Origin of the sequence: Bradyrhizobium zhengyangense (assembly GCF_022012555.1) — a bacterium.
Taxonomy (GTDB): domain Bacteria; phylum Pseudomonadota; class Alphaproteobacteria; order Rhizobiales; family Xanthobacteraceae; genus Bradyrhizobium; species Bradyrhizobium zhengyangense.
Window position 1 is genome coordinate 166,205 of sequence record NZ_JAKLTZ010000003.1, and the last position, 26,004, is coordinate 192,208.

Sequence of the window (26,004 nt, forward strand, 5' to 3'; positions counted from 1 at the left end):
TCAAATGGCTCCCTCGGACTCATTGGACTGGTAGGATTGGTGATGTGGCGTAGTGCCGACCAATGGCGTGCGGCCGTCATGCATGTCCACGACCATGCGCACCTCATGCGGAATCGTGGCACCGCGCCTGGCGTCGACGGTCGTCGCCACGACGATGTGGCGGGCGAGATACTGCTTTCGATCGTTCTGGCCTTCGCGCTCGAACATCTCGCTGAAATTGAGATGCGCCAGCACGCCGTTGCCCTGGGGGCGCGCATTGGTTCGCAGCTCCTGATGAGCCCGCTGGCGAACGTGCTGCCAGAGCTCGCTCAGCCGCGTGGACTCGATGTTGCCCGCCCACGTCAGATTCGTGTTGTTGAGCCAGTCGTTGAGCCATTCATAGTAGGCGCCGATCGCGAGGCCCGTCGGCACCACGTCGGCTTCGAGCAACTTGACGAACTCGAGGGCAGGGACGGTGGCGACGATCGGGTCATCGCTTGGCGGCAATCCCTCGACGCGGACCGCGGTGCCAGTCAGGGTGAAATCCATGCTGTTGTCGATGCCGAGCGGGATCGTCCGCATCTTGACATCGAGAACTGCGTTGGCGCCGGCGGTCCATGCCTCTTCCTTCAACCGGCGCAGGGCCGTGTGCCAGCCCTCGGCGTGACCCTCGGTCCACGACCAGCCGTAATGCAGCCAGCAGGTCGCCGAGATCGCCGCGATCGGGCGCAACCCATGTGATCGCGCGATCAACAGCTCGGCCGGCGTCAGCGTGGCGGTCCAGGGCCGGCGTCCGCTGCGTACGCCCTCCAGCCGCTCCTTGATGACCTTCGGCACCTCGCGCCTTTGCAGGGAGTCCTGGATGTCGGCGATGCGTTCGTCGTGGGCGGCACGCCGGGCGAGGGTCTCGGCATCCGGCTGCTTGAAGATGTCGAAAATGCCCATCTCAGCCCGCCATGAAATCGCCGAGCGATCCGCTCAGAGCCCGCGCGTAGTCGCTGGCCTTCCGGGTTTCCTCGGCCAGCCGCGCGAACCATTCGGTGGGGTCGACGCTCTTGGTGTTGAGCACGACGCCGTGAACCACCATGGCGATGCTAGCCTTGAGCCGGCCGCCCTCGATCTCCAGGTTGTATCGCTTTTCGCCGAGCTCGACCGAGACGCCCCTGGTCTTCACACTGCGCGAAAAAAGCCCACGGCTTTCGTGGACCGTCACAAGTTCTGGCAGAGCTTCCTTGAGCCTGAGTGCGAAGGCGCGGAGATTGCTCTCGGCGTCAGACTTGAACCTGCGCAGCCACGCGGCCTGGATGTCGAAATTGACGTTCTCGGTCACCGCTGCACCGCCGCGGCGTTGACGCCTTGCATGCCCTGCACCAGGCGGTCGCGGATCGCCGTCAGCTTGGCCTCGCGTTCGCGGTCGCCCGAGGCGACCTCGCGCTCGATCGCGATGACCTCGTGCATGGTCTGGATCGCCTCGTCCGCGACCTGCGCCAGCACGTCGATGTTGCGCTGATCGCCACCCAGGCTGCGGGCGGCGCTGGTCGCGGCGTCATGCGCGCCCTTCGAGGCCAGGATGGTGATTTGCCGTGCCGCTTCATCCAGCTTCTCGGATTCGGAAGCGGCCCTCGCAATATCGACTTGCACCACCGCCTGGCTTGCCACCGCCATCAGGCGCGGGATCACCACCAGCATCCCGTTCGATATCTTCATGAGCCGGGTCTCGGCGGCTTTCTTGTTCTGTCCGATGATCGGGATCAACATCGCGGATGCCACGAGATTTTCCCGCATCTCGGCGATCTTGCCGCGGAAGTTCGCGACCGCCGAACGAAACTCCATCACGTCGGCGGCATCAGTCGCATCGCCGGTTCCGACCGCATGCTGCCGCAGCGTTTCCAGCTCGGCCTGACCGCGGTCGAGCGCGAGTTGGCCGGCTGCGATCTCGATCTTCAGGTCGTTGAGACTTTGCCGCACTGCCAGCGCCTGCTGGTCGAGCAGCTGGACTGCAATCGTCAGGTCCGCCTTGGTCTTGCGCGCCTTGGCCTGTTCGGCATCCATCAAGTCGAGGAACTTCTTGCGGTTCTCCAGGAAGCCGCTGAACGCAGTGCGAGCATCGGCTACGGCGCCGATCAATTTGCCGAGCAGCCCTTTGCGTGTGACCGGCTGATCGCCTCTTGCTTCGGCTTGTAGGTCCTGGATCCGCAGGATGTTCACGCCGTCAATCACACTCGCGGCAATTCGTCCGACCTCGCCGGCATCCTCGAGCCGGACGCCCGTCAACAATTGCCGAGATGTCTGGGCGATGGCGGCGAGTGCTCCATCGCCGTGCGCCAATAGGGTGGTGGTGTTCCGGAAATCCACCTTCGCGGCCGAGGTTTGGGCGGCCGTCAAATCCGCGGCGCTGAGATTGGCGATCTCGACAAGCCGTTCAGGCGCCGGTTCCGGCATCAACCGCGGGTCCGTCGTGGTCAAAGGCTGCGGGACTGGGGCGACGGCCGGCACCTGTCCCGGCGATGAGTCGAGATTGTCGAAGACGGAGAGATCGAGAGGCGCGGCTGGCTTGCTATCGGGCATTCTTAGCTCCACCGATCGCTCCGTGTCTCCCGGCCAGGCGAACGGAGCGGCTTCTGACGCTGCAACATAAACGTGTCGTGGGCGGCCGTATAGCGCCCAAGAATAGGGGTTCCGACCGGCCGCTGAACATGCTTGCTCGTCAGTTAGCGTCTTCCGGGCAGATTCGTTTGAACAGAAAGGCCCGTCGTGTTCGTTAGTAGGACGGACGCGGGAATTGGTTCGACCGTACCGATGGGTTCGAGACCTGAAAGAATCCCGTTCCCGCGATTTTCCGGAAACTGGCACAGGGGGCGCCTACCTTCGTGGCGTTTCGATTTTCTGTTCGAAATCAGTCGGCGTTCTACTGTGCATGGGGTTGTTTTCGGCCAGCAGGTTCGTTTTCGATAAAACGAAAAATTGCTTGTGCCGTCGGGCAAAACATCTTTAGGATTTCGCTCAGCCTTTCGTGCTCCGGCCGCACGCGCATCCGGGACACGACAGCCTCACCGCATTTGCGCCAATCCGCCGCCCTCTCGCCCGACGGAATATTTCCGCGCTTGCCAACAGGGCATCAGCGGTCCAGAAAAAAGAGCCAAGAAGAAACGCGAGCGGAGACCTCTGTTTTGACCATCAAGGGCAAGGCCTACATTGCCGGGATCTACGAACACCCGACCCGGCATGCGCCGGACAAATCCACCGCCCAGCTTCACGCCGAGGTCGCCAAGGGCGCGATCGAGGATGCCGGGATCAGCAAGGACGATGTCGACGGCTATTTCTGCGCGGGCGATGCGCCCGGCGGCGCCTGGCCGATGGTCGATTATCTCGGCCTCAACACCAAGAAGCTGCGTCATGTCGATTCCACCGAGACCGGTGGCTGCTCCTACATCATCCATCTCGGCCATGCCGCCGAAGCCATCGCCGCGGGCAAATGCTCGATCGCGCTGATCACGCTGGCCGGCAAGCCGCGCACCGGCGTGATGCCGCCGCGTGCGGCCGGCGCCGAGGTCGATTTTGAATCTGCTTACGGCGCGACCACGCACAATGCCTATGGCATGTGTGCCATGCGCCATATGCACGACTATGGCACCACCAGCGAGCAACTCGCCTGGATCAAGGTCGCGGCCTCGCACCATGCGCAATATAATCCGCATGCGATGCTCAAGGACGTCGTCACCGTCGAGGACGTCTTGAACTCGCCGATGATCTCCGATCCGCTGCATCGCATGGATTGCTGCGTCGTCTCCGACGGCGGCGGCGCGTTGATCGTGACGACGCCGGAGATTGCCAAGAGCTTGAAGAAGCCGCTGGTGCGCTTGATCGGCCATGGCGAGGCGATGAAGGGGCCGCGCGGCGGCAAGGATCTCGACCTCACTTACTCAGCCGGTGTGTGGTCCGGCCCGCGCGCGTTCGAGGAAGCCGGCATCGCGCCGAAGGACATCAAATACGCCTCGATCTATGACAGCTTCACCATCACGGTGCTGATGCAGCTCGAGGACCTCGGCTTCTGCAAGAAGGGCGAGGGCGGCAAGTTCGTCGCCGACGGCAATCTGATCTCGGGCGTCGGCAAGCTGCCGTTCAACACCGACGGCGGCGGCCTCTGCAGCAACCATCCGGTCAACCGCGGCGGCATGACCAAGATCATCGAGGCGGTCAGACAGCTGCGCGGCGAGGCGCATCCGAAGGTGCAGGTGAAAAATTGCGATCTCGCCATCGCCCACGGCACAGGTGGCCTTTTGGGCGTCCGCCACGCGGCCTCGACCGCCATTCTGGAGCGCGTGTGATGAGTGAAGTGAAGAAATATCCGGCCCCAGTGACTAATCCGGAGACTGCAGCGTTCTGGGACGCAGCCAAGCAGGGCAAGTTCATGATCAAGCGCTGCTCCGCGTGCGGCGAGGCGCATTACTTCCCGCGCTCGATCTGCCCGTTCTGCTATTCCGACAAGACGGTGTGGGAGGAGGCCTCGGGCGAGGGCACGATCTATACCTGGAGCCTGATGCGGAAGTCGCCGACCGGTCCTTACGCCATCGGCTACGTCACGCTGAAGGAGGGGCCTTCGGTGCAGACCAACTTCGTCGACTGCGATTTGGAGAAGTTGAAGATCGGCCAGAAGGTGAAGGTGGTGTTCAAGCCGACGGACGGGGCGCCACTGCCGTTCTTTACGGTGGCCTAGGGCGGTCCTCATCCTGAGGAGCTTGCGAAGCAAGTGTCTCGAAGGATGGCCACGACAAGAAAGCGTTTCGGGCATCCTCATGGTTCGAGACGGCGCAAGAGCGCCTCCTCACCATGAGGATGAGAACGAGAGGAAACAAAACATGTCCGCTAGATATGAAGAACTCAAGGGCCTGAAAAACCTCGGCCAGAAATATGCCTACGGTGATCGCGAGGTCATGCTCTACGCCTACGGCATCGGCCTCGGCGCAGACCCGATGGACGAGAACGAGCTCGCCTTCGTCAACGAGGGCACGTTCACGCCGCGGCCACTGAAGGTGGTGCCGACCTTTGCTTCCGTCGCCGCCTGGGGCTCGGGCCCCGGCGAGATGAACCTCAACCGCGTCATGGTTGTCGACGGTGAGCGCGACATCACCTTTCATCAGCCACTGCCGGTGGCCGCTAACATCACCGCCGATTCCTCCGTGCTCGAGGTCTACGACAAGGGCAAGGACAAGGGTGTCGTCATCAGCCATCAGACCGTTCTCAAGAACGAGAAGGGCGAGAAGCTGGCAACGCTCGTCGCCTCGCGCTTCGCTCGCGGCGATGGCGGCTTTGGCGGGCCGAACCTGACCCAGCCCGATCCGCACAAGATCCCCTCGCGCGCGCCCGACAAGACCATCGACATCGTCACGCGCCCGGACCAGGCGCTGGTCTACCGCCTCTGCGGCGATCGCAACCCGCTGCATTCGGATCCCGAGTTCGCCAGGAAGGCCGGCTTCCCGCGTCCGATCCTGCACGGCATGTGCACCTACGGCATCACCTGCCGCGGCGTGCTCCAGACCTATGCCGATTACGACGCGTCAGCGTTTCGCCAGCATGTCGCGCGGTTCTCCTCACCGGTCTTTCCCGGCGAGACCGTGACTATGGACCTTTGGAAGGACGGCAACACGATCTCGTTCGAAGCCAAGGTGAAGTCGCGCGGGGTGACGGTGATCAAGAACGGCAAGACGGTGCTGGGTTAGCCCTCGCTGTCATTCCGGGGCGCGCAAAGCGCGAACCCGGAATCTCGTTCTACAGGCTCTGGATTCCGGGTTCAGCCTGCGCGCTTCCCCGGAATGACAACAAAAAACAGGGAGAAGCCACCATGGGACTACTCGATGGCAAGGTTGCGCTGATTACCGGCGCGGGCGGCGGGCTCGGTGAGGCCTACGCAAAACTGTTCGCGCGGGAAGGGGCCGCGGTCGTAGTCAACGACCTCGGCGGGCCCCGTGACGGCTCCGGTGCCGACAAATCGATGGCGCAGCTTGTGGTGGACGCGATCAAGGCCGAGGGCGGCAAGGCGGTCGCGAACGGCGCCGACATCTCCACCATGGAAGGTGGCCAGTCGGTGTTCGACGACGCCATCAAGCATTTCGGACGCGCCGATATCCTGGTCAACAATGCCGGCATCCTGCGCGACCAGACCTTTCACAAGGCCAGTGAGGCCGATTGGGACAAGGTCATCAAGGTGCACTTGAAAGGCACCTTTTGTTGCACCATGCCGGTGTTTCGCTGGATGCGGGAAAATGGCGGTGGCGTCATCGTCAACACCTCCTCGACCTCGGGTCTGATCGGCAATTTCGGCCAGACCAATTACGGCGCGGCCAAGGGCGGCATCTGGGGCCTGTCCAACGTGCTGGCGATCGAGGGCCGCAAGTACAACATCCGGATCTGGACGCTGGCGCCGGGCGCCCTGACCCGCATGACCGCAGACCTGCCCCGCTATAAGGAGAACCCAGGTGCGGCGCTGGGGCCGGACGGCATCGCACCGGCCGTGCTATACATGGTCAGCGATCTGTCGGGTGACCAGACCGGCAAGGTGCTGGGCGTGTCCGGGCCCCGCGGCGTACGCGAGATGCGGATGATGGAAATGGAAGGCTGGAAACCGCCGCATGCGGGGTGGAATGCCCAGGACATCGTCGATCATGCCAAGGAGATCTTCTTCTCCGAGGAGCAGATCAAGATGGGCGCGCGGCGGTTTTAGCCACACGACAGAGAGACAAGGACGACGATGAAACTCACCGCCGACGCCAAGGGCACCTTCGCAATCGCGCCGACACCTTTCCACGACGACGGCCGGATCGACGAGCGCTCGATCGACCGCCTGACCGATTTCTACGAGGAGGTCGGCTGCGACGGCGTCACGGTGCTGGGCATCCTCGGCGAGGCGCCGAAGCTCGATGCCGCCGAGGCCGAGCAGGTGGCAGTGCGCTACGTCAAGCGCGCCAAGAAGATGCAGGTGATCGTCGGCGTCTCCGCGCCGGGCTTTGCCACGATGCGCTCGCTGGCGAGGGCTTCGATGGATGCAGGCGCAGCCGGCGTCATGATCGCGCCGCCGCCGAGCTTGCGCACCGACGATCAGATCGTTGGCTATTTCAAGCAGGCAGCCGAGGCGATCGGCCCCGATGTGCCTTGGGTGCTCCAGGACTATCCGCTGACGCTCACGGTGGTGTTCACCCCCGCCGTGATCCGCAAGATCGTCATGGACAATCCGAACTGCGTGATGCTCAAGCATGAGGACTGGCCGGGCCTGGAGAAGATCTCGACGCTGCGCGGCTTCCAGAAGGACGGCTCACTCCGTCCGCTCTCGATCCTCTGCGGCAATGGCGGCACCTTCCTCGACTTCGAGATGGAGCGCGGCGCCGACGGTGCCATGACTGGTTACGCTTTCCCCGAGCTTCTGATCGACGTCGTCAACCTCTCCAAGGCTGGCAAGCGCGACGCCGCGCATGACTTGTTCGACGCGCATCTGCCGCTGATCCGTTATGAGCAGCAGCCCGGCGTCGGCCTGACCGTGCGCAAGTACGTGTTGCAGAAGCGCGGCATCATCGCCTCCAGCGCGCAGCGCAAGCCGGGCGCGACGATGACAGCGACCGCGAAGGCCGAGGTCGATTACCTCTTGTCGCGCGTCGCCCGTTTCGACAAGCGCGCCAATCTCGGCCCGCAATCTAGCGCCGCAGGTTAGTTGAATGCCCGAGACATCAGCATCACGCCCGGCCTCGACGATCCTCCTGCTGCGCGACGGCCCGAAGGCCGACGGCAAGGGCCGCGGCGAAGTCGAAATCTTCATGATGGTCCGCCATCATCAGATCGAGTTCAACTCGGGCGCGCTGGTGTTTCCCGGCGGCAGCGTCGATGCCGGCGATCAGGAGATCGTCAAGCGATCCGAGCTGTATTCGGGCGGCGAGGGCCTCAGCGAAGCGGACCGCGGTTTTCGTATCGCCGCGATCCGCGAGACGTTTGAGGAGAGCGGCATCCTGCTTGCGCGTGCGAAGGGCTCGAACGCACCTGTTGACGCCAAGCGCGCCGGCGAGATCGCCGACGCACATCGCGTCGCGCTCAACGAGCACAAGATCAGCTTTCTCAGCATTTTGGCCGACAACGGTCTCCAGCTCGCACTCGATACGCTCGTGCCTTATGCGCACTGGATCACGCCGGAGGGCATGCCGAAGCGCTTCGACACCTGGTTCTTCCTTGCGGCCGCACCGCCCGACCAGCTCGGCGCGCATGACGGGAGGGAGTCGACCGACTCGATCTGGCTCTCAGCGCGCGAGGCGGTGGAGGGCGGCGACAGCGGCCGCTTCAAGCTGCCGTTCCCGACCACGCGCAATCTGATCCGGCTCGCCAAGCAGCCGAGCGTGAGGGCCGCGCTCGATCATGCCAAGGGGATGTCGATCGTCACGGTGATGCCGGTGATGACCAAGACCGACACCGGTCGCCAGCTCCGCATTCCCCGCGAGGCCGGCTATGACGGCGAGGTGTTCGAGGTCGGAGCGGTCGGCTAAGACACTTCGATACCGAACGAAGTATTGGCGGCGGCTGATGCGCTAGGTTCCGTCCATCGCGAATGGACGGGACGGATCAGATGGACGTCAGACAGGACACCAACATCGCCGTCGAGCTGGCGCTGTTGGTCGCGCTCGCAACGCTCTGGGGTGGCTCCTACACCTTCATCAAGCTCGGCGTCGCCACCATCCCGCCGGTGACGCTGATCGCCGCCCGCACGACGGTCGCGGGCCTGTTGCTGCTCGCGGTCATGTGGGCGAGGGGCATCAGCATGCCGACGGATGCCGCGACCTGGCAGCGCTTCGCGTTCCAGGCCGTGCTCAACAGCGTCATCCCATGGACCCTGATCGCCTGGGGCGAGCGCCACGTCGATGCCGCGCTTGCCACTATCCTCAATTCGGCCGGCCCCATCTTCACCTTCCTGCTCACCGCAATGGTCACGCGCCATGAGGCCACGACGCCGCGAAAGCTGTTCGGCGTGGTGGCGGGTATGGCCGGCATCCTACTGATCGTCGGCGTCGATGCGTTCCGCGAGATCGGCAGCGGCCTCCTCGCGGAAGCGGCGATCGTCGCCGCCACCATCTGCTACGCCTGCGCCGCGATCTTCGGCCGGAGCTTCAAGGGCCTCGATCCGATGGCACCCGCCGCCGGCTCGCTGCTGGCGGGCGCGGCCGTGCTGATCCCGGCCTCGCTCGTGCTCGAGCAGCCCTGGACGCTGTCGCCCTCGCTCAGCTCCGTCCTCGCGCTGTTGGCACTTGCGGTGTTCTCGACCGCAGCCGCGTTCGCGATCTATTTCCGGCTGATCCAGACGCTCGGCTCGGTCGGCACCACCGCACAGGCCTACTTGCGCGTCCCCATCGGGGTCGCCATCAGCGTCGCCTTCCTCGGCGAGATCCTGAGCCGGACCGCCTGGATTGGCTTGGCTAGCGTCGTCCTCGGCGTCGCCGCCATGACGATCCCGGCCCGGCGGGCAGCCGTCGCTAAACCATCATGAAAAACAGCCCGTTCCGGCCCGTGGAGGCATGTTCCCCCGGAGGGGCGATACAGCGTATATTAGGAGGGTATGGAGTCCGGTTCCGCCCCAATGTCCGCCGAAACGCCACCGAATCCGCCGCCGAAGCGATCGTTTTCGCTGTCGATCGGCCAGATGACGTATGGCAGCTTCATCCTGGTGCTGGCGGTGATCATCGTCACCTCGACCGCCAGCGTGATCGCAATCCGGCACATCGACGCCACCTTCGCCGAGCTCCAGCGGCTGCAAAGCGTCGGCGATCTCGCCGAAGATATCGACCGCCGCATGAACGATTTGCGGCTCGCCGCGCGTGACTTCGTCACCGATCCCGGCGCCGGCATCCAGTTCAAGCAGGTCGGCGAGGCCGCGTCGACCCTGAGCGACATCCTCAAGAAGACCCGCATCGAGCTTGCCCCCGAACAGCAGGACATGATCGACGGCGTCTCCGAGCGGCTTGCGACCTATCGCAGCGGGCTGGATCGGATATCGACCCTGATCGATCGCCGCGCGCAACTGCTTGCCGGGCTGCCTCCGCTGCGCGACCAGTTCGACGCGGCGGTCTCCGAAAGCGGGGATCGTGATCTCGCCGCGCGCCTTTCGGAGGCCCAGAGCCGGATCGCGCTTGGATTGCTCGCGCGCAATCCCTCCGCGGCCGAACAGGCCGCGCAGGGCATGCGGAGGATGGACATTGCCGATGGCAAGCTGAAGGCGGCGGTGAACAATTACGCCGATGCCATCATCGCGGTCGCGGTGCGCGAACGGCAGATCGCCGATATCGACCGCGAGGTGCTGGGCACCGAGGGCCGGCTGATCGGCCGTGTCACCGAATTGCTGCGCGACGTCAGCGACCGCCGCGGCCATGTGCTGTCGCGCGACTTTGCCCGGACGCTAGCCGAGGCGCGTTGGCAGAGCATCGTGCTCGGCAGCATGGGCGTGTTGATTGGCATCCTCGCCGCCGTCTTCGTGGTGGGGCGGACGGTGCGGCCGTTGGCCCAGATCGCACGCTCCATTCGCGCGCTTGCGGCCGGCGAGAAAAGGACCTCGATTCCCTCGGCTGATCTCAACAATGAGATCGGCGACATCGCACGCGCCGCGGAGGTGTTTCGTCGCGCGCTGGAGGAGGCCGATACCGCGCGCGAGGCGGCGGTGCGCGCGCTTACCGAGCAGCGGCTGGCCGAGGAGAGCTATCGCAAGCTGTTCGAGGGCTCGGTCGACGGCATCTACGTGACGACGCCGGCCGGCGATCTTCTCAATGCCAATCCGGCGCTGGCGCGGATGATGGGCTATGACAGCCCGCAACACCTGATCGACAGCATCAACGACATCGCCCACACCATCTATGTCGATCCCGAGGCGCGCGCGGAATACCAGCGGTTGATGCATCGCGACGGCATGGTGCGCGAGTTCGAGTATCAGGTGCGCCAGCGCAGCGGCAACATCCTCTGGCTCTCCGACAGCGCGACCGGTGTGCGGGACGAGCAGGGCACGATCGTCCGCTACGAGGGCACGCTGCGCGACATTACCGACCAGAAGCGGGCGGAAGATGCCATCGCCGAAGGCCGGCGCCTGTTGCAGCAGGTCATCGACACCGTGCCCGCGGTCATCAACGTCAAGGACCGCGATCTCCGCTACGTGCTGATGAACCGCTACATGGCCGGCATCTTCGGTATCGAACCCGGCGACGCGCTCGGCCGCACAACCGCCGATCTGATGTCGCGCTATGGCGCGGCCAAGACCGACGAGAACGACAAGCGCGTGCTCAGCCAGCGCAAGGGTCTCGGCTTCTACGAGGAGGAATACAAGGACGCCTCCGGCAACATGCGGCAATGGCTGGTCAACAAGCTGCCGCTGCTCGATGCCGAGGGCGAGATCGAGCGGATTGTCACCGTGGCGCTCGACATCGGCGAACGCAAGCGCGGCGAGCAGGAGATGCGCAAGGCCAAGGACGCCGCCGAAACCGCGCTGCGCAATCTGCGCGAGACCCAGGCCTCGCTGATCGAGGCGGAAAAGCTGGCCGCCCTCGGACGCCTCGTCGCCGGTGTCGCACACGAGGTCAACAATCCCGTCGGCATCAGCCTGACGGTCGCCTCGGCGCTCGAGCGCAAGACCGCCATGTTCAGCGCCGAGGTCGAGCGCGGCGAGCTTCGCCGATCCACGCTCAATGACTATCTCAGCACCAGTCGCGATGCGTCCTCGCAGCTCGTCTCCAACCTGAACCGTGCGGCCGAGCTGATCCAGTCATTCAAGCAGGTCGCGGCCGACCGCAACTATTCGGACCAGCGCAGCTTCGACCTTGCCGACCTCACCGAGCAGGTGGTGATGAGCCTGCGTCCGGGCCTGCGCAAGCAGAACCTGACGCTCAACGTCGAGTGCCAGCCCAATCTGACCATGAACAGCTATCCCGGCCCGTACGGCCAGGTGCTGACCAATCTATTCCTGAATTCGGTCGCGCACGCCTTTCCCGACGGGCGGCCCGGGATCATCGACATCCAGGTGCGCGAGTCCGGCAAGGACAATGTCGAGGTCATCGTGTCTGACAATGGCTGTGGCATGAGCCTCGACGTGCGGCGCCGCGCCTTCGATCCGTTTTTCACGACGCGGCGCGACCAGGGCGGTACCGGTCTCGGATTGCACATCGTCTACAGCATCGTCACCAACCGGCTCGGCGGCCGGCTCGATCTCGATTCCGAGCCTGGCAGTGGTACGCGCATCCAGATGATCCTGCCGCGTACCGCACCGCTGGAGCAGGCTGCCGAATAAATCTGTGGCTAATCGACGTCGACGAGCTTGTGCAGGGTGGCGCCGAAAATCAGGCTGGCTTTGCCGACCAGCGCCGTGCCCGTCATCTCCGCACGGGTGTCCGTGTAGGTCCCGCTGACGCCGATGCCAACAGGGGCAGGGCCACCGAATAGCGGATTGTCATCGCCGCGCGGGGAGGTGTGTCGTTGCACCAGCACCTCGCCCTTGAAGGTGTGGTCGTCCTTCACCACGTAGCTGCCGGTGTAATAGAGGTAGGCATCGCCGCCAAGGATCTTGCCGTCGCGAAAAAGAATCACGCCGCTGCCTTTGCCTGTCCGACCATCGAGCAGGCTCACGTGAATCGAATAGAGGCCGTTCTTCATAACGTCCCATCGGCCGGTCACCATCGCCCAATGGCGTCACCGGTGAAGCTTTTATGCCAAAGCGCAACCTCCCGCGCAACGCGGCAATTTTGCTGGCTGTGTCCCGCGCCGGCACGCGAGCCGTAGTTGTCCCGGCTTGCGTGTGACGCTGACATGACGGTCTCATCATGCAGCGAGGCCTGTCCAACGAATCAGAGTTGGCCCGCGAAATGCATAACCATTGTTGCACTGGCCGCGGGGTGCTGGAGCAAGACAAACGTGAGCAACTGGATCGATTCCGGCGGCGATGAGCCGCGTCTGTACAGTGCGCGTCCCACGATTTGCGAAACACAACGACGGCGGATCGGCCGTCCGACACGGTGGCGAAGCGCGGCAAGTCTTGCTTGCGCGCTGGCGTTGATCGCGTTGGTTGCCCCTAGGGGCCACGCACGCGACCGCGGCCAGTTCGTCAATACCAATGCCGAGCTGAAAGCCTGGTTCGACGGCTTGCGCAGCGGCAAAGGGCCATGCTGCTCCGATGCCGACGGCTCGGCGATCTCGGACTCCGATTGGGAAAGCAAGGACGGGCACTACCGTGTCCGCATCCCGCGCCTCGGCTACATGATTGAGGGCAAGCAGCAGGAACTCGTCTGGGTCGACGTGCCGGAGGAGGCCGTGATCTCGGAGCCCAACCGGGTTGGACGAACCATGGTGTGGCCGATCTATGGCTATATGGGCGTCACCATCCGCTGCTTTATGCCCGGCAGCATGACCTAGCTGGCCGGGCAGCGCCTCGCCTGCCGCGTCACGTATATTTCTTGTCGCGCTCGAGCAGCTCGACGGAGATGCCTTCGGGACCGCGGATGAAGCAGATGCGGACGCCGGGCCGGATCGTGGTCGGCTCCCGCGTGAATGTCACGCCCTTGGCCTTGATCTCGGCCGCGACCGCGTCGATGTCCTTCACGGTGAGCCCGAAATGGTCGAGGCCCTGATGGGGATGTGGAGGCGGCGGGCTGACGGCGCTTTCGCCTTCCAGAGGCGCAATGAAGATCTTTGCGCCGCCGAGATTCACGTCGATTCGTCCCGGTGCGCGCACAATCTCGCCGCCGAGGATATCGCGCAGCCAGGCGGCGGTCGTTTCCGGATCCGGGCTGCGCAGATGGACGTGATCCCAGGTGACGACGACAGGCATTTCAATTCCTCCCGATAGGGTCTTCGATGTTGCGGCGCATGTTAGCGATCCCCATGGACGATCGCCACATGGCTCTAGGAGGATCCGCCTAGTTGTGGGAACCTTAATTCGCCTCGCGGATTGAAGGATGAGTGAGCAGCGCACCCATGAAATCAGGGTTTGGCCGGATCGGACTGGGACATTTCGTCGGGGACGGCGAGGAGCGGCAGCGGCTCCAGTCAGCCACAGGCGTTTGGTTGAAGCGGGGCCTGTTGTCGCTGCTGGCCGCGAGTGTGGTCGGTGGTGCAATCTGGCTGTTGATGCCTCCCTCCGAAGGCAATGTTGCTCAAACCGAACCTGTAAAATTGGCGCTGGCAGGAGTCGATTCTGCTTCGCCAACGTCAGCCCCAGATACCTCCGCTACGAAAGCCGCCGGGCTCGACCGGATGAAGATATCGTCGCAGACTTGGCGCCGCGGCGGGCTCGGCTCGAAGGCGCTGGTGACGTTCACCGTGCGAAATGACAACGACTATGCCGTAAAGGATGTCGAGATCGTCTGCGCCTTCACGCGGCGCGACGGCAGTCATTTGACGGACCGCAGCCGCGTGCTGGCTGATACGGTCAGCATGAAGAGCCGCAAGACTTTTGCACGCGTTCCAGTCGGATTCGTCAATGTGAATGCCGATCAGGCGAAGTGCTCGGTTGTCACGGCGCGGCGCGCCTAAAAGGCCACGCATTCGCTAGCGGAAAAGTTACCGTCCGTGCCCCTTGGCCGGAAATCTTGGCGTCGCCAATTGAACCAAAGGCTGGGCGCAGGAACCAATTAATGGATCGCCGGTTGAGGCGAAGGACCCACGCGGGGATGCGGGGGCGGAGTGCGGTCAATGCCCATCTTTCGGTATTTCATGTTTGTCGGCGGAGCGCTGCTCGCATTGCTGTTTGCGGCAGATTTCGTTTGGCCGACAGCGCCGGTTGCGCAGACCATTGGGGTTGCGAGCTACGATCAGCCGGCGATCCGGATCCGGTCCGACCGCCATTTGCCTGACCGGGTCGTGCTCGACACCAATCAGCCGACCTTTGCCGCGCCGATGGTGAAGACGGCTGCCGCCGCGCCACAGTCGACCGCGCAGGCGGACGTGTTGGCTGACATGTCGGCCAAGGCACGGGTGCGCGACACGTTCGCCCAGTTCACGCCGGCCGAAGCAGCTGCAGCGAAGAAGGCCGACGCCACTCAGCAAGCTCAGGTTGCCCAGGCCCAGACGCCTCAGGCTCCGGCGCATCCGAAGCGCAAGGTCGTCCGGGCGCATCCGGCACCTCAGCGTGGCCAGCCGATGATGCTGGTGGCGCAGCAGCCGCATTTCGGTCTGTTCAACACCACCTGGTGAGGGTGCCTTGGCCCGCCTCGAAATGGGGCGGGGAGGGCTTTTTATTGTCCGGCCTCTCTGCTAATTCGAGCCAATCCGAACGTCGTCGGTGCGCTGGCCTGCCAGCATAGGACCGCGGCGCTTCGGCCGGTGGCCCAATACCCGGGGTCAGGCGCTCGTAGCTCAGCTGGATAGAGCATCGGATTTCGATTCCGAGGGTCGGAGGTTCGAATCCTTCCGAGCGCGCCAGTCCACGACGAGCCGATTACCCTGATTCATGCGTCTGGAGCAGGTCGCTGAAGGCGACGTCCTTGTAGAAGTAGCGTTGTTGCTCCGTCCTCGCCGACTTCGTCCGTGTTGCGCGTTAATTGGCCTGGAGCCGGATTTGCCGGGCCCGCGCCAGCGTGTCCGAGGGCGCTTCGTGGAAGGTCGCGCGATAGGCCGCGGCAAACTCTCCGAGGTGATGGAAGCCCTGGGCGCGCGCGCACGAGGCGACTGAGGCACCCCCGCTTCTGAGGAGTTGGGTGCGGGTGGCCCAAAGCCGCTTCAGCCGGATGTATTGATGCAGGCTCATGCCGCGCACCTTGGCCACCGCGCCCCCGAGGGTCCGGACCGAGACGCCGAATTGATCGGCGAGATCGGCCGTATAGATCGGAGCGGTTGGATAGGCTCTGACGTAGTCATCGATCTGCTGCACGAGCCTGGCCGAGCGCACGCCCGCTCTTGGGGCAGTGCGATCTGACAGTGGGTTCATTTGAAACAGGTCATCGAAGGCGAGCAGCAGGCCCTCCTGAAGATGGGCGGCGACCTCCGTGGTCTCGAACATCTGTGGCTGGACCGACGCGGTCCGCAGGATGTCTTGCACCAGCTGCCGCGCATAGAGATGTGCGGAAGGGTCGGCAATGCGAACCCGCAAGGCATCGGCACGATCGAACCAGCCGCGGTCCCGAAGTGTGGGCGAGAACATGATCAACGCGTGATGATTGATCTGGGGCTCGACGAAATGGCAATGGTGGTTGCCGCGCAAGCCGATGAAGAAGCGCGAATCGATATCCATTCCGCTCGAACTGGCGCGCAGATCATCGCTCATTGGTAAGATCACCATGCCGCCCGGCGCGCGGTAGGTGGTCTCGAGGATGCGCGCAAACGACCTTGCGACGATGATCCGGCATGCCGGCAGGTTCACGATTGCTCGCGCTGCGGCGAAATTGGCGACGTCGAGGGGAATGCTCCGGGAATCTTCCAGGGCTTCGGCCGGTCGAAACGCGTCCACATCGGTAAACCGGGTTACCTGGAGCGCGGAGGAGGGAGCGAGGGCGTCGAAGAACATGCTTCTGGCCGGATGCTGCAATATGACAATAAAATGAACGTCGGTACGTGGCCATCAATGGCGAAACACGACGATTCAGTAAACCGGATTTTCGGCCGTAGTATTGCGGACATCATGCCACGATCGATCTCACCGTCAACGGTCGCGGCTCATCGGCTGACCGGTGGTGAGGTCGATGAAATGGAGCCTTGTACAGGCAGGGCAACTAAAGGATTCAAAGCTCCGTCCCTCGTGCTCCTGTCGCCTTTCGAGATGGGTTTGCACATTCATGCCCGTCTGCGGGCATCGGAAAACGATCAAATCGGCCATCGGCACAGGATGACAGCACGGCAAATTTCATCTTTGATCTAGATCAGTTTTGGAATTGCTCCAGCCTGACGGCCAGCGGCGGTCCCCCTATCTCGCAAAAGCGAAGGGGCCCCAGAGAGCCCCTTCAAATCTCACCAGCGGCGATAGCCGTAATAGCCATAGTAGCGCGGGCCATAATAGCGCGGGCCGTAGTAGCGCGGCGGCCCATAATATCCATATCCGGGACCGTAGCCGTAATAGACGTTCGGCCGCCACCAGCAGCGTCCCCAGGCGTTGCAGACCATGCGGACCTGCTCGACGTCAGAGACCTGCGGGGTTGCAGGCGCAGGCGCAACGGGCATGGCCGACGCCGACGATGCCGCAAGGGCACCGAACAGGGACGCGGCAACGAGGCCGATCTTGAGATTCATGATGTGTATTCCTCCGCTTACGCCATGCAGGATATCGAAGTTGTTCTGATCAAATTGTGGCAAAGTCGGAATGTAATGCTGATGAACAAATCTCAGCTCGCCCGCCATAGGCCTGACCATCACTTTGCCAAGTGAGCTCTTCCCGTATCATCGCCACCTTCATTGATCCTGCGCAATTCGTCCGTGCGGCTTCCTGCCTAACTTTGCCATCGTGAGCAGTCCTTCGCCGAATTCGAAGAACAGGCGCACAGATGGTTTGGAGCAGTGCAATGAACAAGATGAGGATCGACAAGGGCGACTGGCTCGTCGTGTGCGACGGACGCAAGGCGCTCATCCTGGAAAATCTCGGCGACGAGATGTTTCCGAACCTTCACACCAGGGAGGTTCGCGAGCAGACCAATCCGTCCACGGCCGCGCAAGGGACCGATGCGCCTGGCAGGCTCCATGCATCGGTCGGCGGAGCCCGCAGCTCGGCAGAGCAGACCGATTGGCACGACGAGGCCGAGCGCACCTTTCTGCGCAGTCTCGCCGAACGGCTCGATACCGCGCTCAGCGCCGGGGAGACCTCGGGCCTGACCATGGTGGCCTCACCGCGCGCACTGGGCATGATCCGCACCGATTATTCGGACGCGGTGCGCAGGGCGCTCCGGGGCGAAGTCGGCAAGGACCTCGTCAAGTTGCCGGTCCATGAGATCGAGAAGCAGTTGCTGCTATCGGGGGCCGTCGGATAGGGCTCTCCGCCCGGAGAGGACGCGCGCGGCGCCCCTCAGTAGCAGGGGTGCCGGCGGCGGTCCTGACCGACATAGCTGGCCGCGCTCTGGTAGCAGTGATTGGTCGACGGGCCGTCGTAGTAGGCGAAGGTGCCGGGGGTGATACCCGGGCCGTAATTGTGCAGATAGCTGATCGGGTAGGGCAGCGGATTGGCGTAATAGCGGTGGTACCGGTGATGTACCCGCGCCTCCGCGTAGCCAGGGGCTAGGATTGCTGCCGACAGGGCAGCAACCGCGGCTACAAGGGTCAGCTTGCTCATCTCGATTCTCCGGAACCCGCGCAAAAAGGTCTGCCATCTATAGCCATTTCGGGCCGCCGGGGCACCCGTCCGAAGCCTGGAAATCGGGGCAAATCCAGCAGATTCCCGGATAGGTGTGACAGAATTGCCGGACCTGGGGTCCAAGCCTGCCCATTTTTGGCCTTTTCGGGATGCTTAACGAATTCCCCACACAAGTATGGCCAAAGAGAATCCGGTCAAAGATTTCTCCTGCCGGGTCCTTTGGGGGTTTGTTGGGGTGCTCTTCGGGGCCGGTACGTTTCCTTGCAAGGTTTTTCGCCGTCAAGCCATGCGCATCACGCTTCTCAGCCTGCTGTTGCTCTTCGTCGCTGCCGCTACTCCCGCGCGGGCTCAGCTGCATATCACCCGCGACCACGGCGGCTATGTCGAGGAGTACAAGGCCAAGTACAAGCGCGTCCGCGCCACCGGCGAGCGCGTGATCATCGATGGCATCTGCAATTCGGCCTGCACGCTGGTGCTCGGCATCGTGCCGCTGAACAAGATCTGCGTGACGCCCAAGGCGAGTCTCGGCTTCCACCAGGCCTATTACGACAAGGCCTTCACCTTCGGTATCAAGGTCACCAGTGCGGAAGGGACCTCCGACCTGATGTCCTACTACCCCGATACGGTGAAGGACTGGATCCGCCGCAATGGCGGGCTCACCACCGACATGAAGAAGATCAAGAACGGGGTCGAGCTCTGGAAGATCATCGATCCCTGTCCGGAAGAATGGTGATCTGCTGATCTGAGCCACCGCGTCCGTCGCAGCGCAGCATCAGAAATTCGCGTTGCCGCACCGCCCTTCGCTCAGGCAATGAGGGGCAATGAATCATAATCAAGATCATCTCGCTGCCCGCGCGGCGCCGGTGTTGTTCGTCCTGCTCTGGAGCACCGGCTTTATCGGCACCAAATACGTCATCAACAATGCCGATCTCTTGACCTACCTCGCCATCCGCATGGCACTGGTGGTCGGTCTGATGGCAATCATCGCGGGCGTCGCTCGACCGAAATGGCCTGATCGCGCCGGGACCGCGCACAGCGCCGTCGCCGGCATCCTCGTCCACGGCTTCTATCTCGGCGGCACCGCTATCGCGATCGCGCATTCGATTCCGGCGGGGCTCTCCGCACTCATTCCGGGGCTGCAGCCGATCCTGACCTCGACGATTGCCAACCGCTGGCTCGGCGAAAAGGTGACGCCGGTGCAATGGGCAGGCCTCGTGCTCGGCCTCGGCGGTGTGGCGCTGATTCTGCACAACCGCCCGATGTCCGGCGAAGCCGGGCTCGGCTGGATCGCCTCGGTAGTCTCGCTGATCAGCATCACGCTCGGCACGCTCTACCAGCGCCGCTACTGCAATCACATCGACTGGCGAGCCGGCAATCTCGTGCAGTACGTGGCGGTGACGATCTTCTTCACGGTCGGTGCGTTCCTGTTCGAGGATCGGGTCGTGCACTGGACACGGGAGTTTGTGCTTGCGCTGGCCTGGCTTGCGGTCGCGCTCTCGATCGGGTCGATCGGGCTGTTGTACTGGCTGATCCGCCATGCCGCAGCGACGTCGGTCGCGAGCCTGTTCTATCTGGTGCCAGCCGTCACGGCGGTGATGGCCTATCTGTTGTTCGGCGAAAAGCTCGATGCGTTGGCGATCGCTGGCATGGCGATGTGTGCGGCCGCTGTGTTCGTGGTCAACCGGCGCTTTGCCGCGTAGTCGGGCTTGCCGGAATACATCCCTGACGTGCAGCGTCCGTCGTGTTAGTCTGACCGTATTTCAGCGGCCCTTTCACACGGTGATTTTCCATGAAAAAGGCGAAGCGTGCACTGCTCGGCAGGTCGATGAAGCCGGTCCGGATCGCCTGCATCAACTATGCCCCGGAGTCGATTAGCGGCGGCGATATGAGGCAGCTCACCGCGGCACTGCAAAAGTGTTACGACAAGCATTTCCTGCCGGTGTGGGGCTATCCGGTCGACCTCTATGTCACGCGCAAGCCGAAGGCCACCGATTGGCAATTGGTCTATTTCGACGACGCCCTGCACAAGAATATGCTCGGACGTCACGAGCTGACCTATCGTGGCCAGCCGATCTCGAAGATCTTTGTCAAGGCGCTGGATGGCGAGGCGGTCAGCGTAGCAGCCTCGCACGAACTGTTTGAGATGGTGCTCGATCCCATGGCCAATCTCTGGGCCGACCAAAATCGGCACACCCAATACGCCTATGAAGTCTGCGACGCCGTGGAGGAGGACACATTTGACGTCGACGGATTGCCGATGTCGAACTTCGTCTATCCGTCCTGGTTCGAGCCGTTTAGGCATCCCCGCGGGACCAAGTTCGACCACAAGGGAACGCTGACAGCTCCGTTCTCGATGACCGAGGGCGGCTACGTTATCAAGAAGGTCAACGGTCGGAAGGTGATCCGGGCGTTCGGCTCGCCGGAGAAGCGGCGGCGCTTCGCCAAGGAGGACCGGCGGGGTCATCGCAGCGAGTTTCGCGATCCGAAAGGCGTCCATCATCCGGGCCGGCGCAAGTCCAAGCGGTCAGGCTAGGCATCTTGGAGGGGCGTCTCCGGGGGCGCCCGCACCCGGAGACGTGCGCTCGAGCCGAAATCAGCGCTTCGCTTTCTTGGCCTTTTTCTTCTTGGCCGCTTTCTTTGCCGTCTTCTTGGCGGCCTTCTTCACGGACTTCTTGGCTGCCTTCTTCGATGACTTCTTGGCTGTCTTCTTCGAAGCCTTCTTTGCCTTCTTGGGCGCGGCTTTCTTCGCGACCTTCTTGGCGGCTTTCTTCACTTTCTTGACTGCGGTGACGGCGGCGTCCTTGGTCGCTTCGACAGCGGTGGTCATCGTCTCCATCACCTGCGCGGTGATCGGCTTCTCGTCGTCCATATCGTGTCCCCCACGGTTTGCATGGAGTGACGACGATAGCGAGTTTCATAATTGTGTCAAAGCAACGTTCAACCTTTGCGGATCTTTGCGTAAGCGGCGAGCGCGCGCTCGCGTCCCTTGACGTGATCGATGAGCGGATGCGGATAGGTCTTTCCGAGCGTGATGCCTGCGCTCGCAAGTTCAATCGGTGTCGCCTGCCACGGCTGATGGATCAGCTTAGCCGGCATGTCCTTCAGCTCCGGCACCCAGCGCCGGACATAGGTTCCCTCAGGATCGAACTTCTCGCCCTGGAGCACTGGGTTAAACACGCGGAAATAAGGTGCGGCGTCCGCGCCGCAGCCAGCGACCCATTGCCAATTGGCCGGATTGCTACCGGCGTCCGCATCGACCAGCGTGTCCCAGAACCAGGCTTCGCCATCGCGCCAATCGATCAGCAGGTGATTGACCAGGAACGATGCGACCACCATCCGGACCCGGTTGTGCATTACACCGGAGTGCCAGAGCTCGCGCAGGCCGGCATCGACGATGGGATAGCCGGTGCGGCCGCGCTGCCAGGCGGCGAGCGCCTTCTTGTCGGCCTTCCAGGGGAAGTCGTTGAAGTTGGTCTGCAGGTTCTCGGTGGCGAGATTTGGATGGTCGTGGAGCAGGTGGCGGCAGAATTCGCGCCAGCCGAGCTCGCTCAGGAACTTTTCGGTGCCGGATGCGATCGCCGGATTCTCTTCGGCGGCAAAGCGCGCGGCATGAAATACCTGGCGCGGGCTGATCTCGCCGAACCGCAAATGCGGTGACAAGCCTGAGGTGCCTTCGCGATCAGGGCGGTCGCGGTCGCCGACGTAAGTCCGCGCGGTGTGCTTGAGGAAGTCGCGCAGGCGCGTCCGGGCTGATGCCTCGCCCGGCGTCCAGGTCTCGCGCAGGCCGCCGGCCCAGTCGGGCTTGGTCGGCTCGAGCTTCCAGTTCTCCAGTCTGTCGCTCGCGATCTTCGGACCCGGGCGCAGCTCCTTCGGGGCGGGCAGCGGCTTGGGTGGGTCGCCGAGCGACAGCACCCGTCGCCAGAACGGCGTGAACACGCGCAAGCCGCGGCCTTCCTTGTTGCGGATCGCCGAGGGCTGGACCAGCAGGTCGCCCGGAAAACTTTGCGAGTCCACGCCGAGCTTTGCCACCGCTGCTTCGAGCTGTTTCTCGACCAATTGATGCGGGGCCTGAGCGATCTCAATCCAATAGACGGCACCTGCGCCCGTCTCCCGCGCCACTTCGGGGATGACGCGGGCTGCCGATCCCTTGCGTAAAACCAGCGATCCGCCGCGCGCTGCGATGTCGGCACCGAGCGCGCGCAGCGACCGGGCCAGCCACCAGCGCGCAGCGCCGCCAGGGGCCCGTCCGGCCGCTTCGTCGAGCACATAAAGGCAAATCACAGGCGCGCCTGATTTGGCGGCGGCGTGTAACGCGGGATGGTCGGACAGGCGAAGGTCGTCGCGGAACCAGACGATGACCGGCGGGGGGCTTGGCGGGGGCAGGGCGCGTCCTCGTTTACATCTTGGAAAGCATGCCGGTGCTGTGAACCAGCGTTAATGGGGTCGTAAGCGAATTGCATGATTATGCAGGAATTCCGGGGGTAGTTCCATTCATGACCAACTCGTTAACGGCGAAGTTCGTGCCGCAGTTCAAGCTGGGTACCAAGGCCGTCTTGTGTGCCGTCCTGCTGATTGCGATGAATACCGCATTGGTGGTCGGCGCCGGCTACTGGTCTCTCACCTCAGCCTTCAACGATCGCGCACTGCGCGACATCGAGGTCAGCCTGCGCACGCTTGCGCTGGCCTTCGCCGAGGTCGTTCCTGACGCGAAGATCACGATGCGCGATGGCGCGGTGGCGCGCGCCGAAATCGCCAAGATGCCTGAGTTCAAAGATCACGCCATCGTCGATCGTGCGGTGTCCTATGTCGGGGGCAATGCGACCCTGTTCGTGTTCGACGATGCGAGCGGGCAGTTCGTCCGCCGCTCGACCAATGTGAAGAAGGAGAACGGCGACCGTGCCGTCGGCACCCAGCTTGCCGCCGACCATCCGGCACAAGCAGGCCTGCGCCGTGGCGAGGCTTATAAGGGGCCGGCCACGCTGTTCGGCAAGTCCTTCATGACCGCTTATTTCCCGATTGCGGATGCGACTGGCAAAATCGTCGGCATTCTCTATGTCGGCATCCCCATGGCCCAGTACGAGACAATGCTGTCTCATGCAATCGCGAGCATGGCGATCGCGGCGGGTATCGCGGCGCTGCTGGTCCTGGTGCTCACCATGCTGGTCGTGCGCCGCGTCACCGGGCCGCTGACCTCGGTCACCCGCTCGCTGACGGCACTCGCCAATGGCAAGAGCGATGTCGCGATCGATTGTGAGGACCGCGCCGACGAGATCGGCGAGATCGCGCGCACCGTTGCTGTGTTCAAGAACAATTCACTGGAGCGGGCGCGGCTGCGCAGCGAACAGGCGGAAGCCACGGCAGCGGCAGCCGAGCAGCGCAAGGCGGACCTTCGCAACTTCGTCGCTGAATTCCGCAGCGGTGTCGGCGGCATCCTCGACAAAGTTCTGCGTTCCTCCGGCGAGTTCGAGCGCGTGGCGCGACAATTGACCGATACCGCGCGCTCCACCGCTGAATTGTCGGCGAAATCGGCCGGCGCATCCGAGCAGGCCTCTGATCACGTCCGTGCAGCGGCATCGGCCTCCGACGAACTGTCGCACTCGATCTCCGAGATCACCAAGAGAGTGCAGGAATCCAACGCGATCTCCGCCGAGGCGGTGCACCAGGCCGAGGCCACCGACCAGCGCATCGCACAGCTCTCGGAAGCGGGCGCGCGCATCGGCGACGTCGTCAAGCTGATCACCTCGATCGCCGAGCAGACCAATTTGTTGGCTCTGAACGCGACCATCGAGGCCGCGCGCGCGGGCGATGCGGGCCGCGGCTTTGCGGTGGTGGCCCAGGAGGTCAAGACGCTCGCCGGCCAGACCGCGAAGGCGACCGACGAGATCTCGACCCAGATCGCGAGCATGCAGCTTGCGACCGAGGAGTCGGTTACTGCCATCAAGGCGATCACCGAGACCATCGAGCGCATCAGCGGTATCGCGGGCTCGATCTCGGCTGCGGTCGAGCAGCAGCGCAGCGCCACCCATAATATCGCGGCCAGCGTTCGCGCCGCGGCTTCGGGCACCGCCGACGTGGCGGTCAATGTCCGTCACGCGGCCGAGGGCGCGAGCGAGACCGGCGAGACCTCGAGCCGGATGTTTGCCTCCGCACAGGCATTGTCGGGCGAGAGCCTGAACCTGAAGGCCGAGGTCGACAGCTTCCTCGACCGCGTGCAAGCGGCTTGATCAGGGAATGGCGGGCTGAAACCATCGGCCCGCCGTGACGTAGCTGACGGCATGATGTGACTGCCTGCGCTTCGCGGGCAGGGAGGCCGCCAGTGAACCGCATCGCCGTGCTTTATGTCGCAACCCTTGTCGTCCTGACCGGGCTGGATTTCCTTTTCCTCGGGCTGATCGCCAAGGGCTTTTTCACCGCGCAGGTTGGCGACATGCTCGGTGATCTGAGGCCGGTGCCCGCCGTGCTATTCTACCTTATCTATGTCGTCGGCGTTCTGATCTTCGTCAGCGGCTCAGCCGGCGTGACATGGCAGTCGACGCTGCTCTATGGCGCGCTGTTCGGGCTGTTTTGCTATGCGACGTTCGATCTCACCGCGCTGGCGCTGCTCAAGCATTGGAGCTGGCCGGTCGCGTTCGTCGACATCGGTTGGGGCGCGGTGGTGACCGCGGTCTCGTCGACCGCGGGTCTGTTGATGGCGGATCGTATGACCGGTTAAGCTCTTATTTGGGCTGCGGCACGATGCGGATGTAGGGCTTCGGTTCCTTCCAGCCCTGCGGATAGATTGTCTTGGCCTCGTCGTTGGAAACCGAGCCCGCGATGATGACGTCCTCGCCCTGCTTCCAGTCGGAAGGTGTTGCCACGCGATGCTTGGCGGTGAGCTGGAGCGAGTCGATCACGCGCAGGATTTCCTGGAAGTTCCGGCCGGTGGTCATTGGATAGACCAGCACCAGCTTGATCTTCTTGTCTGGCCCGATGATGAAGACGTTGCGGACGGTCTGGTTGTCGGCGGCGGTACGGGTGAGGGGATCGCCCGAGATCGCAGCCGGCAGCATGCCATACAGTTTCGAGACGTTGTAATCGGTGTCGCCGATCATCGGGTAGTTCGGAGCCGCGCCTTGCGTCTCCTTGATGTCCTCCGACCACTTCGCGTGGCGGTCGACCGGATCAACCGAGAGGCCCATCAGCTTGACGCCGCGCTTGTCGAACTCCGGCTTCAACCTGGCGAGAGCGCCGAGCTCGGTCGTGCAAACCGGCGTAAAGTCCTTGGGATGCGAGAACAGCAGGGCCCAGCTGTTGCCGATCCAGTCGTGGAACTTGATCTTCCCTTCAGTGGTCTCGGCTTCGAAGTCAGGGGCGGTGGTGCCGATCGGAAGTGTCATGGTTTGACCTCATCGCATTGAATTTGCTTGGGAATTATTGTCTGGCCGTCGTACCCAGTATAGGGGCTTGGCGACGTCAAGTGAACGGCAACTGAACTGCTTGAAGTAAAATGTGAATTCCTCCTCTGAAGGGCTGATTTCTCAGCACAATTTTGTTACGGCGGCGCCTGCGGCGAAATAACCCCACAGGGGCTTCACGGTCTCGATTGCCCCGATAATGCCTTTTATGACCCGCATCACGCCCGCCCGACGCTCTCCGGAACCGAAACGGTCCTCGCAGCGACTAATCGGCAACCATTGAGAAAAGTCGCGATCCCCGCATCGAATCATTAACCACCCCTTTACGCCGGCATGAAAATGCTGGTCGATCAGAAGAAG

At 63.2% G+C, this 26,004-nt stretch carries 29 protein-coding genes and 1 tRNA gene; 19 read left to right on the forward strand and 11 right to left on the reverse strand.

Annotated features, from left to right (window positions below; genetic code table 11):
* From L6639_RS11305 to L6639_RS11315, 3 genes are read right to left on the reverse strand one after another with little or no spacing between them, the layout of a single operon-like run.
* The gene (locus L6639_RS11305; RefSeq protein WP_237861494.1) at nucleotides 1-924 is read right to left on the reverse strand and encodes a heavy metal-binding domain-containing protein; all 924 of its coding nucleotides are present in this window, start codon (nucleotides 922-924) and stop codon (nucleotides 1-3) included.
* 1 nt (nucleotide 925) lies between these two features.
* On the reverse strand, nucleotides 926-1,309 hold the full coding sequence (locus L6639_RS11310; protein WP_237861495.1) for a hypothetical protein: 384 nt from the start codon (nucleotides 1,307-1,309) through the stop codon (nucleotides 926-928).
* Entirely contained in the window at nucleotides 1,306-2,547 is a 1,242-nt protein-coding gene (locus L6639_RS11315; protein WP_237861496.1) for a toxic anion resistance protein, read from the reverse strand. Before L6639_RS11315 ends, L6639_RS11310 begins: the two co-directional genes overlap by 4 nt.
* 602 nt (nucleotides 2,548-3,149) lie before the next feature.
* Here L6639_RS11315 and L6639_RS11320 point away from each other — a divergent pair.
* From L6639_RS11320 to L6639_RS11355, 8 genes are all read left to right on the forward strand, one after another.
* Nucleotides 3,150-4,307, forward strand: coding sequence for a thiolase domain-containing protein (locus L6639_RS11320; protein WP_237861497.1), 1,158 nt, complete (start codon nucleotides 3,150-3,152; stop codon nucleotides 4,305-4,307).
* The gene (locus tag L6639_RS11325; protein WP_237861498.1) at nucleotides 4,307-4,696 is read left to right on the forward strand and encodes a Zn-ribbon domain-containing OB-fold protein; all 390 of its coding nucleotides are present in this window, start codon (nucleotides 4,307-4,309) and stop codon (nucleotides 4,694-4,696) included. The genes L6639_RS11320 and L6639_RS11325 overlap by 1 nt, the downstream gene beginning before the upstream one ends.
* 142 nt (nucleotides 4,697-4,838) lie before the next feature.
* Nucleotides 4,839-5,699, forward strand: coding sequence for a MaoC family dehydratase (locus tag L6639_RS11330; protein ID WP_237861499.1), 861 nt, complete (start codon nucleotides 4,839-4,841; stop codon nucleotides 5,697-5,699).
* A gap of 122 nt (nucleotides 5,700-5,821) precedes the next feature.
* Entirely contained in the window at nucleotides 5,822-6,700 is an 879-nt protein-coding gene (locus tag L6639_RS11335; RefSeq protein ID WP_237861500.1) for an SDR family oxidoreductase, read from the forward strand.
* 27 nt (nucleotides 6,701-6,727) lie between these two features.
* A complete protein-coding gene (locus L6639_RS11340; RefSeq protein WP_014494558.1) occupies nucleotides 6,728-7,681 on the forward strand; it encodes a dihydrodipicolinate synthase family protein in 954 nt (317 codons plus the stop codon).
* 4 nt (nucleotides 7,682-7,685) lie between these two features.
* On the forward strand, nucleotides 7,686-8,501 hold the full coding sequence (locus L6639_RS11345; protein WP_237861501.1) for an NUDIX hydrolase: 816 nt from the start codon (nucleotides 7,686-7,688) through the stop codon (nucleotides 8,499-8,501).
* A gap of 80 nt (nucleotides 8,502-8,581) precedes the next feature.
* Entirely contained in the window at nucleotides 8,582-9,496 is a 915-nt protein-coding gene (locus L6639_RS11350; protein ID WP_237861502.1) for a DMT family transporter, read from the forward strand.
* Between the two features lie 90 nt (nucleotides 9,497-9,586).
* Nucleotides 9,587-12,274 carry a PAS domain S-box protein gene (locus L6639_RS11355; RefSeq protein WP_237861503.1) on the forward strand — a complete coding sequence of 896 codons (2,688 nt, stop codon included), beginning with the start codon at nucleotides 9,587-9,589 and terminating at the stop codon, nucleotides 12,272-12,274.
* Between the two features lie 8 nt (nucleotides 12,275-12,282).
* Here the strand turns inward: L6639_RS11355 and L6639_RS11360 are convergent, their stop codons facing one another.
* Nucleotides 12,283-12,636: a GrlR family regulatory protein gene (locus L6639_RS11360; RefSeq protein WP_237861504.1), complete on the reverse strand. Its 354-nt coding sequence runs from the start codon at nucleotides 12,634-12,636 to the stop codon at nucleotides 12,283-12,285.
* Between the two features lie 258 nt (nucleotides 12,637-12,894).
* Between L6639_RS11360 and L6639_RS11365 the strand changes: the two genes are divergently transcribed.
* A complete protein-coding gene (locus tag L6639_RS11365; RefSeq protein ID WP_237861505.1) occupies nucleotides 12,895-13,392 on the forward strand; it encodes a hypothetical protein in 498 nt (165 codons plus the stop codon).
* Between the two features lie 28 nt (nucleotides 13,393-13,420).
* Here the strand turns inward: L6639_RS11365 and L6639_RS11370 are convergent, their stop codons facing one another.
* Nucleotides 13,421-13,807 (reverse strand): VOC family protein, encoded by a 387-nt coding sequence (locus tag L6639_RS11370; RefSeq protein ID WP_237861506.1) that lies wholly within the window; start codon nucleotides 13,805-13,807, stop codon nucleotides 13,421-13,423.
* 146 nt (nucleotides 13,808-13,953) lie between these two features.
* On the opposite strand from L6639_RS11370, the gene L6639_RS11375 reads away from it, so the two are divergent.
* The 3 genes from L6639_RS11375 (at nucleotide 13,954) to L6639_RS11385 (ending at nucleotide 15,399) form a co-directional block, all read left to right on the forward strand.
* Nucleotides 13,954-14,511 carry a hypothetical protein gene (locus tag L6639_RS11375; RefSeq protein WP_237861507.1) on the forward strand — a complete coding sequence of 186 codons (558 nt, stop codon included), beginning with the start codon at nucleotides 13,954-13,956 and terminating at the stop codon, nucleotides 14,509-14,511.
* A 159-nt stretch (nucleotides 14,512-14,670) separates the two neighbouring features.
* Nucleotides 14,671-15,171, forward strand: a complete 501-nt coding sequence (locus L6639_RS11380; RefSeq protein WP_237861509.1) for a hypothetical protein — start codon at nucleotides 14,671-14,673, stop codon at nucleotides 15,169-15,171.
* A 151-nt stretch (nucleotides 15,172-15,322) separates the two neighbouring features.
* Nucleotides 15,323-15,399, forward strand: a tRNA-Arg gene (locus L6639_RS11385).
* Between the two features lie 115 nt (nucleotides 15,400-15,514).
* On the opposite strand, the gene L6639_RS11390 is transcribed toward L6639_RS11385, so the two are convergent.
* Complete coding sequence (locus tag L6639_RS11390; protein WP_237861510.1) at nucleotides 15,515-16,480, reverse strand: AraC family transcriptional regulator; 966 nt, start codon at nucleotides 16,478-16,480, stop codon at nucleotides 15,515-15,517.
* A gap of 33 nt (nucleotides 16,481-16,513) precedes the next feature.
* On the opposite strand from L6639_RS11390, the gene L6639_RS11395 reads away from it, so the two are divergent.
* Nucleotides 16,514-16,831, forward strand: a complete 318-nt coding sequence (locus L6639_RS11395; RefSeq protein WP_237862586.1) for a hypothetical protein — start codon at nucleotides 16,514-16,516, stop codon at nucleotides 16,829-16,831.
* 89 nt (nucleotides 16,832-16,920) lie between these two features.
* Here the strand turns inward: L6639_RS11395 and L6639_RS11400 are convergent, their stop codons facing one another.
* Complete coding sequence (locus L6639_RS11400; RefSeq protein ID WP_237861511.1) at nucleotides 16,921-17,199, reverse strand: hypothetical protein; 279 nt, start codon at nucleotides 17,197-17,199, stop codon at nucleotides 16,921-16,923.
* Between the two features lie 269 nt (nucleotides 17,200-17,468).
* Here L6639_RS11400 and L6639_RS11405 point away from each other — a divergent pair, with 269 nt between their 5' ends.
* Nucleotides 17,469-17,930, forward strand: a complete 462-nt coding sequence (locus tag L6639_RS11405; RefSeq protein WP_237861512.1) for a baeRF12 domain-containing protein — start codon at nucleotides 17,469-17,471, stop codon at nucleotides 17,928-17,930.
* Between the two features lie 35 nt (nucleotides 17,931-17,965).
* Here the strand turns inward: L6639_RS11405 and L6639_RS11410 are convergent, their stop codons facing one another.
* Nucleotides 17,966-18,229 carry a hypothetical protein gene (locus L6639_RS11410; RefSeq protein WP_237861513.1) on the reverse strand — a complete coding sequence of 88 codons (264 nt, stop codon included), beginning with the start codon at nucleotides 18,227-18,229 and terminating at the stop codon, nucleotides 17,966-17,968.
* A gap of 307 nt (nucleotides 18,230-18,536) precedes the next feature.
* On the opposite strand from L6639_RS11410, the gene L6639_RS11415 reads away from it, so the two are divergent.
* From L6639_RS11415 to L6639_RS11425, 3 genes are all read left to right on the forward strand, one after another.
* Nucleotides 18,537-18,983 (forward strand): hypothetical protein, encoded by a 447-nt coding sequence (locus tag L6639_RS11415; protein ID WP_237861514.1) that lies wholly within the window; start codon nucleotides 18,537-18,539, stop codon nucleotides 18,981-18,983.
* Between the two features lie 88 nt (nucleotides 18,984-19,071).
* The gene (locus L6639_RS11420) at nucleotides 19,072-19,950 is read left to right on the forward strand and encodes a DMT family transporter (RefSeq protein ID WP_237861515.1); all 879 of its coding nucleotides are present in this window, start codon (nucleotides 19,072-19,074) and stop codon (nucleotides 19,948-19,950) included.
* 89 nt (nucleotides 19,951-20,039) lie between these two features.
* Nucleotides 20,040-20,783, forward strand: a complete 744-nt coding sequence (locus L6639_RS11425; protein ID WP_237861517.1) for a hypothetical protein — start codon at nucleotides 20,040-20,042, stop codon at nucleotides 20,781-20,783.
* 60 nt (nucleotides 20,784-20,843) lie between these two features.
* Here the strand turns inward: L6639_RS11425 and L6639_RS11430 are convergent, their stop codons facing one another.
* Complete coding sequence (locus L6639_RS11430; protein ID WP_237861519.1) at nucleotides 20,844-21,119, reverse strand: hypothetical protein; 276 nt, start codon at nucleotides 21,117-21,119, stop codon at nucleotides 20,844-20,846.
* A 68-nt stretch (nucleotides 21,120-21,187) separates the two neighbouring features.
* Complete coding sequence (locus tag L6639_RS11435) at nucleotides 21,188-22,579, reverse strand: cryptochrome/photolyase family protein (RefSeq protein ID WP_237862550.1); 1,392 nt, start codon at nucleotides 22,577-22,579, stop codon at nucleotides 21,188-21,190.
* Nucleotides 22,580-22,743: 164 nt separating this feature from the next.
* Between L6639_RS11435 and L6639_RS11440 the strand changes: the two genes are divergently transcribed.
* On the forward strand, nucleotides 22,744-24,474 hold the full coding sequence (locus tag L6639_RS11440) for a methyl-accepting chemotaxis protein (protein WP_237861520.1): 1,731 nt from the start codon (nucleotides 22,744-22,746) through the stop codon (nucleotides 24,472-24,474).
* A 92-nt stretch (nucleotides 24,475-24,566) separates the two neighbouring features.
* Nucleotides 24,567-24,962: a DUF2177 family protein gene (locus L6639_RS11445; RefSeq protein ID WP_237861521.1), complete on the forward strand. Its 396-nt coding sequence runs from the start codon at nucleotides 24,567-24,569 to the stop codon at nucleotides 24,960-24,962.
* A 4-nt stretch (nucleotides 24,963-24,966) separates the two neighbouring features.
* Here L6639_RS11445 and L6639_RS11450 read toward each other — a convergent pair whose 3' ends face one another.
* Nucleotides 24,967-25,626 (reverse strand): peroxiredoxin, encoded by a 660-nt coding sequence (locus L6639_RS11450; protein WP_237861522.1) that lies wholly within the window; start codon nucleotides 25,624-25,626, stop codon nucleotides 24,967-24,969.
* Between the last annotated feature and the right edge of the window lie 378 nt (nucleotides 25,627-26,004).